Source organism: Methanobacteriaceae archaeon (assembly GCA_030656015.1).
Lineage (GTDB): Archaea > Methanobacteriota > Methanobacteria > Methanobacteriales > Methanobacteriaceae > UBA349.
Window position 1 is genome coordinate 234499 of record JAUSNX010000004.1, and the last position, 15300, is coordinate 249798.

17 protein-coding genes are annotated in these 15300 nt (G+C 33.4%); 10 read left to right on the top strand and 7 right to left on the bottom strand.

Annotated features, from left to right (window positions below; all coding sequences use genetic code 11):
* Positions 1–273: 273 nt before the first annotated feature.
* The 5 genes from dapA to Q7I96_04340 form a co-directional block, all read right to left on the bottom strand.
* Entirely contained in the window at positions 274–1167 is an 894-nt protein-coding gene (dapA, locus tag Q7I96_04320; protein MDO9626836.1) for a 4-hydroxy-tetrahydrodipicolinate synthase, read from the bottom strand.
* Positions 1164–2384: an aspartate kinase gene (locus tag Q7I96_04325; GenBank protein ID MDO9626837.1), complete on the bottom strand. Its 1221-nt coding sequence runs from the start codon at positions 2382–2384 to the stop codon at positions 1164–1166. Before Q7I96_04325 ends, dapA begins: the two co-directional genes overlap by 4 nt.
* Before the next feature lie 297 nt (positions 2385–2681).
* The gene (locus tag Q7I96_04330; GenBank protein MDO9626838.1) at positions 2682–2879 is read right to left on the bottom strand and encodes a 30S ribosomal protein S17e; all 198 of its coding nucleotides are present in this window, start codon (positions 2877–2879) and stop codon (positions 2682–2684) included.
* Between the two features lies 1 nt (position 2880).
* Complete coding sequence (locus Q7I96_04335; protein ID MDO9626839.1) at positions 2881–3177, bottom strand: chorismate mutase; 297 nt, start codon at positions 3175–3177, stop codon at positions 2881–2883.
* Complete coding sequence (locus Q7I96_04340) at positions 3177–4034, bottom strand: shikimate kinase (protein MDO9626840.1); 858 nt, start codon at positions 4032–4034, stop codon at positions 3177–3179. Before Q7I96_04340 ends, Q7I96_04335 begins: the two co-directional genes overlap by 1 nt.
* Positions 4035–4408: 374 nt before the next feature.
* Here Q7I96_04340 and sppA point away from each other — a divergent pair, with 374 nt between their 5' ends.
* From sppA to Q7I96_04380, 8 genes are all read left to right on the top strand, one after another.
* Positions 4409–5326, top strand: coding sequence for a signal peptide peptidase SppA (gene sppA / locus Q7I96_04345; protein MDO9626841.1), 918 nt, complete (start codon positions 4409–4411; stop codon positions 5324–5326).
* A gap of 314 nt (positions 5327–5640) precedes the next feature.
* Positions 5641–5901, top strand: coding sequence for an MJ0307 family thioredoxin (locus tag Q7I96_04350; protein MDO9626842.1), 261 nt, complete (start codon positions 5641–5643; stop codon positions 5899–5901).
* Between the two features lie 127 nt (positions 5902–6028).
* A complete protein-coding gene (cbiD, locus tag Q7I96_04355; GenBank protein ID MDO9626843.1) occupies positions 6029–7096 on the top strand; it encodes a cobalt-precorrin-5B (C(1))-methyltransferase CbiD in 1068 nt (355 codons plus the stop codon).
* A 92-nt stretch (positions 7097–7188) separates the two neighbouring features.
* Entirely contained in the window at positions 7189–8259 is a 1071-nt protein-coding gene (locus tag Q7I96_04360; GenBank protein ID MDO9626844.1) for a glycosyltransferase family 4 protein, read from the top strand.
* A gap of 83 nt (positions 8260–8342) precedes the next feature.
* A complete protein-coding gene (gene moaC / locus Q7I96_04365) occupies positions 8343–8813 on the top strand; it encodes a cyclic pyranopterin monophosphate synthase MoaC (protein MDO9626845.1) in 471 nt (156 codons plus the stop codon).
* Between the two features lie 215 nt (positions 8814–9028).
* Positions 9029–11110, top strand: coding sequence for a DEAD/DEAH box helicase (locus Q7I96_04370; GenBank protein MDO9626846.1), 2082 nt, complete (start codon positions 9029–9031; stop codon positions 11108–11110).
* An 85-nt stretch (positions 11111–11195) separates the two neighbouring features.
* The gene (locus Q7I96_04375; GenBank protein ID MDO9626847.1) at positions 11196–11720 is read left to right on the top strand and encodes a DUF2115 domain-containing protein; all 525 of its coding nucleotides are present in this window, start codon (positions 11196–11198) and stop codon (positions 11718–11720) included.
* Between the two features lie 89 nt (positions 11721–11809).
* Positions 11810–12340, top strand: coding sequence for a DUF2115 domain-containing protein (locus Q7I96_04380; GenBank protein ID MDO9626848.1), 531 nt, complete (start codon positions 11810–11812; stop codon positions 12338–12340).
* On the opposite strand, the gene Q7I96_04385 is transcribed toward Q7I96_04380, so the two are convergent.
* Positions 12341–12616 carry a hypothetical protein gene (locus Q7I96_04385; GenBank protein MDO9626849.1) on the bottom strand — a complete coding sequence of 92 codons (276 nt, stop codon included), beginning with the start codon at positions 12614–12616 and terminating at the stop codon, positions 12341–12343.
* Positions 12617–12757: 141 nt separating this feature from the next.
* Between Q7I96_04385 and Q7I96_04390 the strand changes: the two genes are divergently transcribed.
* Positions 12758–13216 carry a hypothetical protein gene (locus Q7I96_04390; GenBank protein ID MDO9626850.1) on the top strand — a complete coding sequence of 153 codons (459 nt, stop codon included), beginning with the start codon at positions 12758–12760 and terminating at the stop codon, positions 13214–13216.
* A 515-nt stretch (positions 13217–13731) separates the two neighbouring features.
* The gene (locus Q7I96_04395; protein ID MDO9626851.1) at positions 13732–14001 is read left to right on the top strand and encodes a type II toxin-antitoxin system mRNA interferase toxin, RelE/StbE family; all 270 of its coding nucleotides are present in this window, start codon (positions 13732–13734) and stop codon (positions 13999–14001) included.
* 77 nt (positions 14002–14078) lie between these two features.
* Here Q7I96_04395 and Q7I96_04400 read toward each other — a convergent pair whose 3' ends face one another.
* Positions 14079–15266, bottom strand: a complete 1188-nt coding sequence (locus Q7I96_04400; protein MDO9626852.1) for a restriction endonuclease subunit S — start codon at positions 15264–15266, stop codon at positions 14079–14081.
* Between the last annotated feature and the right edge of the window lie 34 nt (positions 15267–15300).

Below are 15300 nucleotides of genomic sequence, written 5' to 3' on the forward strand. Positions count from 1 at the left end.
TTATTTTCAACTTATATAATTAATATATTAAATTTAAATTGATAGAATCTGTCTTGATTCATTAAATTATCTTTATAATCTACTTAAAAAGTTTTATTATAATCAAATTAATCTAATTTTGATTAATAGTATAAAATAAATTAATTCAAATTTAATTACAAAAAAGATGAACGGAAAATTAAAAATAATCTAAAAATAAATTAAAAAAAGAAATCTAATTTAAATTAAGGAAAAGTCTTAAAAAAATCTTTTAAAAAATCAAATGGAAAGATTTTAAATTAAGGAAAGATCTTTTAAAACTGCAGCGAGTTTTTGTTTGCTTTCCTCTTTTAAAGGAGCAAGAGGCATTCTAACATGGCCGGCTGGCCTTCCCATTAAATTCAAGCACTCTTTTGAAGGTACTGGATTGCTTTCTACAAATAAAGCTTTCATGAGTTCGTATAACTCATAGTGGGTCTGGGCAGCCGCATTGAAATCTCCTTCCAGTGCATGATTAACCATCTGACTCATTCTTGCCGGATCAACATTGGCCACGACGGAAATAACACCTTTGGCCCCCATGGAAATCATAGGAAGTGTAAGATCATCATTCCCAGATAAAATATTGAACTCATCTTCCAATCCCAAATCCAGGAGTTTCCTGTAAATCATAGAAACTTTGTCCATATCTGGATTGGCTTCTTTTATGGCCACAATATTATCAATACCTGCAATTTGTCCGATAGATTCCACGTCAATATCGGTTCCAGTTCGAGATGGAACATTATAAACAATTATGGGAACTTCTGTAGATTCTGCTAAGATTTTATAATGTTCTACCAGACCATGAGGCTGTGGTTTATTATAATAAGGCGTAATAACCAGAGCAGCATCTGCTCCAGAATTTTCAGCGTATTTAACTAGGCTTAAGGCTTCTTTGGTCGAGTTGCTACCTGCACCAGCAATAGTTTTAACTCTTCCATTTACCTCGTCAATTAAAACATCAATCATGTTCCTTTGTTCTTCGTGGGTAATGGTTGCTGATTCACCAGTGGTTCCTGCAACCAGAATACCATCCACACCGTTTTCTATTAGATAATTTATGTTTTCGCGCATGCCTTCTTCATCTACCTCATCTTCTGAGGTAAATGGAGTCACCATGGCCACAATAGTACCTTCAAAACTCATTCCAAGACACTCCTTACAAGTTCATAAGCTTTTTCGCCATCCTTCCATTCTACAAAAATAACAACTGATGTCTGTGAAGATGATATTTCAACAATATTGAGATCATTTGCTCTGAGAGGCTCTGTAATATCAGATATAATTCCTGGTGTATCAATGAAATCCGGACTGGCAATACTAATCATTGCAATTTCTCTTCCCAATGAAAGAGAACTAAGGTTTTCATTTTTAACCACTACCTCATGTAATATTCTATGGGCATCATCAGCGTGTTTTTTGTTAACAAATAAAGTTATTGAATTCTGGCCAGTAGAAATACCAAATATATTGATTTCATTCTCAGACAGTATATCAGTTAGCTCTGCTAGAACTCCGGGTTTATTGAGTATTTCTTCCCCAACCACCGCAATGACAGAAATAGGTTCTGAATTTAAAGTGGTTGTTTTAAGCATTTCATTTTTTGAGGGACCTAAAATCTCAGTCCCATGAGCAGAAAGATCTCCATGATCAAATCCAATAATTTTTGCATTAATTTTAGGATCCTTGTATTTCAAGGCGTGAGGATGCAGTACTTGGGCACCGTGCGTGGCCAGGTCTCGCATTTCTTCCACAGAAATTTTATCGAGTTTCTGAGCACTTTGTAGCTTGTTAGGGTCCGTGGACATTACTCCACCCACATCCGTGACAATGACAACATCATCAGCATTAAGGCAGTGCCCTAAAAGGAAAGCCGTGATATCACTTCCTCCCCTTCCTAAAGTAGTTATGTAGCCTTGAGGATCTTTTCCTAAAAATCCACAGACCACCGGAATGATTCCCTGATCCATCATTTTCATGAGCTCCATGGATTTATCTTCTGTGGCCTTAAAATCTACTTTAGCACTTAAAAGACTATTATCTGTTATGATAGGCCATTGGTCCATGAAAGGATCTATATATTCAGATTTCACACCCAATGATTCAATTGCAGATGCGAATATGCGAACACTGGTCATTTCACCCATAGACACAATTTCTGCCAGTTGTTTTTCGGTAACGGCATCTTCCATAGCTTCATCAACTATGTGTAACAGTTCATCAGTAGTCTTGTTAATAGCGGAAACAACCACTACTATCTTTTTTCCCTTCATGTACTCATTGACCACTGCTTGAGCTGCTTTTTTTATCCGTTTACCGTTTCCTATGGATGTTCCTCCGAATTTGGCCACTATTAATTCCATTAACCTTCACAACCTTGGTGACTAATAATAATAATATATTGTAAAATCGTAATTGTAAAATTTGTAAATATTATAAAAATTATAAAATCTAAATTAGATATGTTAAATGTATATTTCGAATTTTTATTAGTTGAATGTTAAATAAATTTAATTATCAAGACTATTAAAAAGCTTAAAAATATTGTTAAACCATTAAAAAAATGATAATGATTAAGTTATTGATGTTTTAAATCATATTTGCCTGAATTGATAAAATCAAATACTAGGCAAATAAATTATAAAACTACCTTAAGATAATTAAGCTTGTCTTGCTTCGTTTCTAACTAATCGAGTAACATATCCTGCGATTTTGTTCCGTAAGTGCTTAGTACTTACAGTTGAAAACTGTTCTACCAGTTTTTTGTTTTCATCAAAATCAGTGGTAAATTTACCTTGGTGAGTTTCGATTAGTTCTTTAGACAATCTTTTTACATGTGAAGTTCTTATATTTCCCATTTTATTTCCTCCTTAACAATTGTTCTTGTTCTTTTTTATTTATGTCAGTCAATATTTTCATTATTTGACTGAGCATATCTTCATCAATCTGAAATTCTCTGGCGATTTTGCGAGTTTTCATGTGAATATGTTCTTCTCGCTTCTTATCTTGAATCTCCATACCTAAAATAACTTTGGCATTGATTATTTTTTTGGCCAGATCAGTTCTTTTACTGATTAAAGTAATTATCTCTGTATCAATAATATCAATCTTTTCTCTTGATTCTTGAAGAAGCTTTTGTGCTTGAGATTCATCCATCATATCACCTTGGTCCCATTATTATCTACTTGTGTAGCAATAACTCTTCCAGGATGATTATTCAAAGCTTCATGAACCCTATCAATACATTCATCATTAACCACCGCCACAAAGGACGGGCCAGTTCCAGATAATCCTGATGCGATCGCGCCAGCTTCTAATGCATCGAGAGCAATGTTTGAATCAAATCCAAGTGCGGCACTATACAATATTCCATTTAAGGTGAGTGCTTTATAAATATCTCCCTGAATGGCTTTTTTATAGGCCATATCTACCAGTGGGGATAAAAGTTTCATCCTATTAACATTGGATTGTGCGGTCAGAGACTTTCTGTTAGGCATGTATATTAATATGTTTTGTTTTTCCATTTCATTTCTCTGGATAATTTCTCTTTCCAGATTATTGGTTATGGTAAGTCCTCCAAAGTAGGAAGCACTGGCATCGTCGAATGCACCAGTTATAGTAACTCCTGCATATAATGAAGCATCAATAGCAGTATTTAAGATTTCCATGTCATTCATTGGTTTTAGGTCAAATTCTTCAGCAATTAAACTGGATGTGGCCATTACCACAGCGTTTGAGGTGGCACTACTACTGGAAAGTCCAGAAGCCACCGGTAAAGTAGAATCTGTATGAACTTTTACTCCTGTATCAATAGAATAGTGTTGAATGACTTTATTTACACAAATTTCCATTAGTTTAGGATTAACTCGCCTTTCAGAAGTACATTCAACTTCAGAAGATGTTAATTGAACTTCTGCAGTTACATAAAGTTGAATACCAAAGGCAGAACCACTACCAGTTGAAATGGCGTTGATAACTGTAGCTGATCCTGGAGATCTAACTGTTTTTTTCAATATATCACCGGTCTTACTAAAAACATCTCATATTTTTATCAAAATTATTTGAGAATTTGTAAATCAGAGAAAAGTTATGGAATTAATATATCATGTTCTCATGGTTTATATATTGATTAGCAAATATCTTATTATTATATGATTAATTAAGATAAATTTAAGATTATGAATAGTTGAGAACATACAAAAATTCGATTTACGAGTTTGAATGAAACTATTAAAATATTTATGATCATATGGGTATAAAATAGTATAATAAATAAATTCAAAATTAGATTACAAGTGGAAAAATTAGATTATAATAATTCAATTACAATATAATTTAAAAATCTTACAATACATAATTATCTCGAATAATAATCCTCAGTGATAAAATGGAAAAAAACACCAAAATAATTTTTGCAATCGTAGGAATATTACTTGCTTTTTTCCTGATTTTTATTTTAGTAAGTGTTTTTATTGGGTCTACTAGCTTAGAATCAGGAAATATTGGTTTAGGGGACACCATAGCCGTTATACCTATTTATGGAGAAATATCATATGGCAGTAGCGATAGTTACTATACCAATCCCGATGAAATCAAAAGTTTAATTAAAGAAGCTAATGATGATTCATCTATCAGTGCCATAGTATTAGATGTAAATAGTCCAGGTGGAACTCCTGTGGCAAGTGAAGAGATAATGCAAGCCATTAAAGAGTCTAAAAAACCAGTTGTGAGTTGGATAAGTGATAGTGGAACATCTGGAGCATACCTGGCCTCATCCGGCTCAGATAAAATCGTGGCCAGCCCATCCTCATGGGTAGGTAGTATTGGAGTAATTTTACAGTTGTCAGACCTTTCTGAAATGTATAAAAAGATGGGTATAAACAAGTATTCACTAAAAGCAGGCCAGTACAAAGATATGGGTGCAGATTACAGGAATTTAACAGCTGATGAAAAGAAAATGCTACAAACAATGGTTGATGAAGAATACAATTATTTTATATCCCTAGTAGCTAATAACCGAAATTTAACAACAGATTATGTTAAAAGCATTGCAGAAGGGAAAATATACACGGGAAGACAGGCCCTAAATATTAAACTGGTAGATTCACTGGGAGGTAAAGATAAGGCCATTCAAGAAGCAGCCGATTTAGCTGGAATAGGTGATTCTTATAATATAATCACTATGTCACCACCAACAACCTTTGAAAAGATTTTAAGTGGAATAACCTCCCAGCTAGGATATTCAATGGGTGAGGGAATAGGAGATTCTAATAGTAGCAGCAAACCACAAAGCAGTTACTTTTAATTTTCTTTTTAATTTTCATTAATTAATTATTAATTATTTTTTTATTCAATATTAATTAAAGGACTAATAAAAACGAATTATAAAGATAAGTATTTATTCAAAAAGAGCAAATAAAAACAATTATATAATTTCTATGGGAATTATAAAAACATTGAATAAAAATAAGTACTAAAATTTCTTTAAAAGAATAATCAAATGATTATAAATGTAAATAATCATTAATTAATTATAGTCATTAATTAAATTCTTGAAATGGAATATGGTACAGATTACATAGATTAGTATTATTACAATTCTCATACGGAGGTTAAAACATGGTTGTTAAAATCGAAGTATTCACATCCCCTACATGTCCTTACTGTCCTATGGCAGTGGAAGTCGTAGAAGAAGCTAAAAAAGATTTAGGAGATTCCATTGAAATCGAAAAAGTCGATATCATGGAAGATCGGGAAAAAGCAGTGAATTATGGGCTAATGGCAGTTCCTGCTGTTGCCATCAATGGCGTAGTTAAGTTTGTCGGAGCTCCTGGTAAAGAAGAACTAATGGCTGCCCTTAAAGAAGAATTAAAAGAATAATTTTAAATTATTCTTAAAATACTTATTTTTTTATTTTAGAATTTTTATTTTAATGAATAATTAAAAATATAAAATAATTATAATTAATGAAATTTATTAATTAAAATACTTTTAGGACTTTTTTAATATGGCTAAAAAAGATGAAGGAATATTTTTTGGAATAACCACTGGCAGTGCTGCCACTGCAGCTGCATTGGCTGCTTTGAAAATCATTCTGGAAGATAAAATTCATGACCACATTAAGATTTCTATTCCATCTGGCGAGCTGGAGATTGAAATATATGATACTAAGAAAGTTTCTGAAAACATTGCCCAGGCATCTGTGGTTAAAAAACCATATCCTGATCCCGATGTAACCATCAATCTTGAAATTATGGTCAAAGTTGAATTAACCTCCCAACCAGGAATCACTATTATTGGAGGTGAAGGTGTAGGCACCATCACCAAACCAGGACTCCAAATACCCGTGGGCCAGGCCGCAATTAATCCCGTCCCTCAAGAAATGATAAGGGAAAATATTCAGAGGTATCTTCCTTCTGGAAAAGGTGCAATAATTACTATCTTTGTTCCTCGAGGAAAAGAAATTGCATCTCGAACCATGAACCCCCGTTTAGGGATAATTAATGGAATTTCCATATTAGGCACCACTGGAATTGCCCGTCCCATGTCTCTGGAATCATTTAAAAAGGCAAATTCATGCCAGATAGATATTGCATTGGGCCAGGGGTATGAAGAATTAATATTTGTACCTGGGAATATTGGGGAAAAACTGGCCCTCCAGTCCATGGATGTTGAAAAGGACCAGATAATTCACATGAGCAATTATGTGGGTTACATGTTAGAACAGGCTGTGGAAAAAAAGGTTAAAAAAATCATTTTATTTGGTCATGCTGGAAAGTTGGTGAAAATAGCTGGTGGAATATTTAATACTAAACACAGTGTGGCTGATGGCCGCCGAGAAATAATAACTGCTCATGCGGCCCTTGTTGGAGTTTATCAAGATACTTTAAAGGAAATCTTCAATTCCAAAACCACGGAAGATATGATTGATATATTAATCCAATCCCATAAAGAAAAAGAAGTATTTAATAGTATTGCACGGGCCATAAAAGAAAATATTAAAGATCGTTATCATTTAGAATTGGAAGTAATTATTGTTAGGATGAATGGAACTGTTTTAAACTCAAATAAATAAAAGGTAAGCATTTTCTTAATAAATATATTTTATAATATTCTTTACAAAAAATAATCATATATTGTTATTTAACTATTGTTTAAGGTGAAAAAATGAAAATAGCTATGGTAGGCCATTTCCCTCCACATATAGGTGGAATTTCTTCTTATGTTTACTTATTATCAAAAAAACTGATAGAAAACGGAGATGAAGTGTTTGTAATCACTTATCCCCATGAAAATGTTCAATCCCTGGAAGGAATTCATGTGGAATCTGCCACGGCACCTAATATTAAGGGGCTGCGAGGAATGATTTTTTCCTTAACCGGGACCATTAAATTAATTCAAATGGTTAGAGAAAATGATATAAACCTTATTCACGCCCATTATTTATCCCCTCCCGGCCTAATTGGGTTAATGACCAGCATGATAACAGGAGTACCTTTTTGTGTGACTCTTCATGGCTCCGATGTATTTTTACTATCATCAAATCGAATTTTAAGGCCAATTTTCAAATTGATACTTAATCATGCCCTAGGCGTTTTCGTAGTGAGTGAAGCAGTTAAGGATAAAGTTCTGGAGTTAGAAATACCTAATTTGGAGCGAAAAATAAAAATAACCTGGAACGGTGTGGATACCCATCGATTCAATCCCCAGAATAAAGGTAAACTCAGAAAAGAACTGGGAATTGAAGATGATGAACAAATTATTCTCTTTGTAGGAAATTTAGTTGCTCAAAAAGGAGTTAAACATCTTTTAAGGGCCAAAAAACTCATGGAAGAACCTTCAAAGCTGGTTATTGTTGGTGGTGGGCCTCTCTTGCAGGAATTTAAAGGAATGGCTGAATATGAAGGCTTAAAAAGTATCATATTTACCGGGCCTCGAAGCGATGTGGAAGAACTGATTCCTGATGCAGATGTAATAGTCATGCCTTCAATAAATGAAAGCTTTGGAATAGCTCTTTTAGAAGGAATGGCTAGTGGAAAACCAGTAGTAGCCACCAATGTAGGTGGAATTCCAGAATTAGTAAATGAAGATGTGGGAATACTGGTAGAACCAAAAGATCCTGTGGCCCTGGCCGAAGCTCTTGATAAATTGCTTAAAGATCCTCATATGCGGGAAAAAATGGGAAAAATGGCCCAAAAAAGAGCAATGAAGTTTGCAGAACTAGAAATACCCTACTAAAATATTATTTGAATTTTTTCATAAAACGAATTTTAAATATTAATTAATATTATTATAAAAAATAAATTAAAAAAGGGAAAATTATGCCAAAAAAAGACTTTACTCACCTAACCTCTAAGGGCGTGCACATGGTAGAAGTGGGAGAAAAACCTTCCATGAAAAGAAGTGCAACTGCCAGTGGCCGAATATTCTTAAATCAGCAGACCATTGATTTAATTCAAAATCAAGAAATAAAAAAAGGTAATGTGCTTACCACCGCCCAAATCGCGGCCATAAATGCTGTTAAAAACACTTCTAATATGATTCCTCTGTGTCACCCTTTGAGTATCACTGGAATTGAAGTGGATTTTGAAGTGGAAAAAGAAAGCATTTGGACATCAGTAAGTGTAAAATGTGCTGGAAAAACAGGTGTAGAGATGGAAGCACTGACTGGGGCCAGTGTTGCTCTTTTAACTATATGGGACATGGTCAAAAGTGTGGAAAAGGATGATAATGGACAATACCCCACCACTAGAATAGAAGAGATAAAAGTAACTGAAAAAATAAAAGAATAATATGTTTTTACTTTTTTCGTTCTTTTTAAGTTCTTATTTTAATATTAAACTAAAAATATTAAAAAAATTTTATTTTTCAAATTTTAATTAAATTTAATTAAAAGTTAATCTAACTTAAGAATAAAACAATATAATCTTTATTAACTTTTAAAAAAATTATAAAAAAATTATAATATTACTAAAGCTTAATTAATTAAAATAATACTAATCACGCGCTGATAACCATGGAAACATTAGACCATTCTTTAAGAGAAATTTTACAGGGTTGCTATCCCCACATAGAACAACTGAACCCTGCCCAAAAAGCTGTTCTTGAATCAGGATATCTAGAAGATAACCAGAACTTTATTGTGGCCATTCCCACCGCCAGTGGGAAAACCCTGCTGGGAATGATGGCTGCCTTAAAAACCCTTATGGATGGTGGAAAAGTAGTTTATGCCGTTCCTTTAATTTCCATCCAAAATGAGAAGATAAAAGAGTTTAAAGCCTTTGAAGAGTATGGAATTAAGGTAGGAAGACATCCCAACTCATCTGATCTTTCAGTAATGGTTTTTGAATCGTTTGATGCCATTACCCGGTTTTCCTGGAACACCCTCAGAGAAGTGGACCTTTTAATTGTGGATGAATTTCACATGATTGGTGAATACTCCCGTGGACCTACCATAGAATGTGCCATAACCAGATCAAATCTTATAAACCCTGGAATGCGAATAATTGCTTTATCTGCCACATTACAGAACATGGAAGAGATTTGCGGCTGGTTGGATGCAAAAGTGGTGGAGCATGACTACCGCCCAGTACCATTGCACAAAGAAATCCTCAACACCGAGATGTTCAATACTAAAAATAAAAACGATGTCATAGTTAAAATCCTGGAAAAATCTATTGAAGATGATGCTCAAGCCCTGGCCTTTGTTTCTACCCGCCTATTTACTGAATCACTGGCTAAATTCGTTTCTGGTAAAATAAAGCGTAAAGTTCCTCGAGAGAAGAAAAAAGCATTCCGAGAAGTTGCAGACAAGATTCTAGAAGTTCCTAAAAAGAAAGGAACCCGACCAACCTCTATCTGCCTTAAATTAGCCGAGAGTGCAGAAAACGGAGTGGCTTTTCACCACGCCGGCCTTTTCAATGAACAAAAAGAAATCATTGAAGACGAATTCCGTTTAGGGAATTTATTAATGATTACTGCCACTCCTAGTTTGATGTACGGAGTTAATTTACCATCCCGAAGTGTGGTTATTAGAGATTACACCCGATGGACCTCTCAAGGGCCTCAAAACATTCCAGTTTTCGATTATGAGCAGATGTCAGGCCGTGCTGGTCGGCCCCAGTACGACGATGTGGGTTACTCCTACTTGATTGCCAAGACCCTGGATGAAGCTCAAAACCTGCAAGAGTTCTATGTTAATGGAGAAGTAGAAGCAACTAATTCAAAGCTCATAGAAAATAAAGACGCTGTTTATAGGCAGATTATTGCCCAGGTAGCTTCAACTCTGGCCAAAAATCCTGTAGAAATTCAAGAATTCTTTACTAAAACATTTTATGGCTACCAGATGCAGCACAACCCATATATGAGTGCTTTTGCTGCGGATAGTCTGGAATTTGAAATTAATGAATCCGTAAATTTTTTAATGCAAAACGGAATATTACAGGCCACACCCGAAGGACTAAAGGCTACTGCGTATGGTTTGCTCATAGCTAAATCCAATTACACCGTGGAAACCGCAGTGAAATTGAAAGAGTATGCCACCCAAATGGAAGAACTGGATCTTAATCAGTTAATTTACCAGATGTGTAGAACTCCAGACATGCCATTAATATCCTTTAAAGGCCGTAAAAGCAAAGATCCTGTTCGGGAGAAGCTATCCAGTAAGGGAATCTTTGCGGTGGATATGCGTAACCAGGAGGCCACTACCGCATCTCTTATGGAGTGGATTGATGAGCGTAATGAATATGAGATTGAAAACGCATTCCATGTTTATGCTGCCACCACCAGAAGGGCAGCCTATGAGGCCTCACTACTAGTGAAGTTCTTTAAGAACATATGCGAAGTTTCTGGAATTTATGCCCATTCTAGAGATTTAGAAATACTATCTGCACGTTTGTATTATGGAGTGAAGGACGAACTTATTCCTCTGGTACTGGGAGTTAAGAGATTAGGAAGAAAACGGGCCCGTGCTTTGGTTAAAACCTTTGGAGAAGATTTAAGACCATTTACCGAAAAGGAACTTCAAAAAGTTGATGGTATCGGGCCTAAATTATCAGAGGCTGTTGTAAGATTTGCTCGTGGAGAATAATTCATTAAATTCTATTAAAAAGAATTCTAATAGAATTCTAATTATTTTATTCTAAAAATAAAAAAGTAAAATAAAAAGTGATTTTATGCTGGATTTAAACTGGGAAAAGGAATTATCTAAACAGGAATTATTAGAAATCCTGCAAAAAGAGGCCCGTCCCATAGGTATCTCTGACATAATCTCAGCTAGTAATTTTATTCATGAAGATGCCATCTATATACAGGCAGATTATAGAAAAAAGTTTGTAAAAGCTTATGTGAATGGTTTTATCATAAGAATAACTGATTTGAAAAATGATAATGCCCAATATTCCGGAAAATTAGACTTTGAAGATTTGAAATCCGCTCTTGATTTATTAAAAGTACAAAAAGCAAATAATGATGTAAATGAGGATTTCAATCATTCATTTTTTAAGATTTACATGATAATATCAGTTTACACCACTTTTGTCCTGGATGAACCCATTCATCCCCCGGGAACACCATTTCCTGGAGGTTTTGAGGTTAAATTAGAAGGTGAGACCTATTTTTGCCCGGTAAAAGAAAGTCAAAAGGACAATCCCGGTGCAGTATGTGGTTTTTGTATTGCAGAACAGGATGAAAGTGTTTAAAAAAGGTTATTTAAATTCAATTAATTAGAAAAAATCTTAAAAAGTAATAAGCACTTTTAATCAAAAAAATCAGTAATTACGTGAATTATATGTTAAAAAATATTGATAATATTGATTTTACAATTCCCCTCAGCAAAATGGATCTTCAAGAGATTCTAAAAAAAGAGTCCCGTAATATCCATATTAAAGAAATTATGGATGCAAGTGGGTATCTGAAGGAAGATGCTAAGTTCATGCCATTACCCGAGCAAAAAGAATATATTGAAAGATTTACTCGGGCCTTTTTCATTAGAATAAAAGATATTAAAGAAGATAAGACCCATTACGAGGGTTTAGTAAATAATAAAAAGTTAAAGGATTTTTTGCAGGTCTTGGAAATGCAAAAAAATGAGGCCCGAAGTCATCACGAGCTTTGTTTTCAGAAGATTGCTCGTATTGTGGCCACCTACACTGCTTTTGTCAGAGAAGAGTCAATTCACCCGGTGGGAACTAAGTTTCCGGGTGGTTTTGTTTTAAGATATGAAAATGGTGTTTATTATTGTCCGGTTAAGGAAAAACAAATCAATACTCCTAGTGCACTGTGTCGCTTCTGTGTTAGTGTGCAGGATGATAGTGTTTAGTCAAAAATCATTATTAAATACTCTTTTTATTTCGGGAATATTTTTTATTTCATTTAAAAATCTTGGATTAATCGAAACATCCAGTCCATGACCTGTTTTCTTTGGATTTAACCATCTTATTCTAATTAAATATTTAAGAGCTTTTTTAGCATCTTTTAATTCATGAGAAGGAATTCCTTTCACTGCATTGTCTAGAGGAGTGTGTCTTTTACCTACATAAGCATGTCTTAACAAATTTATGAGAATAATGTATTCTAGAGGAACCTCAGAATTCATGATACCAATTAGTTTTTAATAAATATAAATATTATGTTTTTTTAAAATAGTAATAATAAAAAATGATATTTAAGTAAATGATAAAGTACAAAAAATTTATATTATTGATTGTCCAAAATATGAACAATCAGAGGTTTAAAAATGTTAACAGAAATTTTTGGTAGTTACCCTCAAGTAAAGGTGATAGATCTTCTTATATCCCACCCTTACAATGAATATACAAAAAAAGATATGGCCGAATATGCCGGAATTGCAAGAGGAACTCTTTACGAATTTTTTAACAAATTAGAAGATTACCATCTCATAAAAGAAACTAAAAAAGAAGGAAATGGGCAGTTTTACAAAGCAGATATGAATTCCCCCGCCATGAAGGCCATAAGTGCATTTCAAAATATATTATCTAATATAGAAATTGAAAAACAAATTAATATTTACAAGATAGATGATTCTAAAGAAACTAGCAAAGATCAAGAAATCATGGACATTGTTGATCACGTATTCGATAAAATAGAATTAAAAGAATCATCTAATAATAAAAATAATAATAAAAAAGAGATTTCAGAAAAAAAGTCTTTAAAAGCAAATTCATTAGTTTCGTGATTATTTTTTAATAACCCCTATCCAACATTCACCTACCACCACATATATTCCTGCAGCTAGTGATAAATCTGGCCGGAATAATTGAATAATGGCTTTTATTTTAGTAATGGCTGGCATTAAAATCTTAATTTAGGTTTTAAAATAGAATAAGTATAATTCAGTACCCGAGGGCCTTCGGAACGTGAGCTCGTGTGCAGCCAAATAGGGTGCAGGCCCCCAGGAATTACCTGAAATAGAAGATTGTTTTCAAAGGTTATAAAATTACCTATAATTTAATTAATAATATTAAATAAAATAATAACTAAGCAAAACAAAATTGATTTAAGGAATGTTCAAAAACCGGACATGATGATTAATTAAGTCTTTTATTTGATTTAATGGGTTTTAATAATGAAAAAAGGAATATATCCTCCAATAAATTATGAATATTGGTAAGAACTGGATAGAATTAAGGCAGAAGTTAAAAAAGGTAACTGTCACCAGTTAAAGGAATACTTGTTTCAAATTCAGGAAATTTGGGTAACGACTTCCATAAGAATGTTTTAATATCCCACACCGCCCACCATAAGCTGGAAAAACTTTCTCACAAGAACCAGGTCCAGTACCAGCATGTAGAAAAAAAGATTAAACAAATAATAAGAAATCCTGAACATTACAAACCACTAAAAGGAAATCTCAGTGGTGAAAGACGGGCCCATGTGGGCGATTTTGTATTGATTTATCATGAAGACCCAGAGAGTATTATAATTGATGATTACGATCACCATGACCGAATTTATGGTTAATAGTGAGTGTTTATTGATTTTATGAATAAAAAAATTAAGTCATGAAAATTAATTATTCAAAAACACAGCGAATAAAATTATTCCTCTTCAAATACACTAGCCATGACATTATCAAATATTCCATCAATCTCTTTTTTGGATTCAGCTAGTTGAGATTTTTGAATTTCTATTTCCTGCACAAAATCTGCGAATTGGTTTTGGAGATCAATGGGGGGAACCATTATTTTTATTCTTTTCATCTGAGCAATTACCAGATTTTGATTAAATGCATCTCGAGTAAATATCCTGGATTGATTATAGCAGTAATCTGAATTTAAAATATGCTCTAAAAAGAGGCCATTAATTTGATTTTCATCAAATTTCAAAACTGCTAAATGCTCACAAATAGAAAAATCATGATCATTATCAACATATTTAGCAAATCCAGTTTTAAACCCTTTTGTATAAAGAACATCACCCTTTTCAGGACGGCATTTATTTATAAATTTTAGATAATCTGCCAGACCAATATATTTACTAGAGCCATTGTTTTTAAAATCATCAGGCCCATTTATAATATCTTTAGCAAAAATAAATGGAATTCCTTGATCTTTATAGCGAACCGTATGTAATCCATCTTTTATGGTATAACAGGCATCACCCAATGTTTTTTCTTCCCAGATATTTGGATTTGTAAAAGGATCACCAAACATCTCCAAGAATACCCTCTTCAAATAGTCAGCCGATAATTTTTCTGACTTTTGTCGCCATTCCTTTAATTTTTCAGCCCTTTCAAGGATTTCCACAATTTCCTTTTGGGTTTCCATGGGTGGAAGGGGAATTACAAAATTTTTTAATGCTGAACAATTAATAGATTCCTTAATTATTCCTTTGCAATTTCTATCCTTTTCTTTTTGGAATAAATTACTCCGCAGCCAGTAAAATACAAATTTTGGCAGTATTTTATCATTATTTTTAATTCTTAAACCAAAAAATCCAGTTGAATACAAATTATCACTAGAATCAGAATCAATTAAATAAACATGAGCATTATTTTTGGCCTTAGCAAATATTATGTCATTTTCTTTAAATTCCATATTGGCATTATTAGGCCGGGAATCGTAGGTAAGCTCGACATGATAAGTTATTCTGGATGATACGGATGAATTAGTAGATATGTATTTTTTAAATCCACTGAATTTTACAACACCAGATTTGACCATGGCCATATATTTGAAAAGATTCACCTCTTCCCATTCTGCTGCTGATGTGTATTCATCGCTCATTTAAATAACTCGTATTCGTGTAAATCTCATTAAA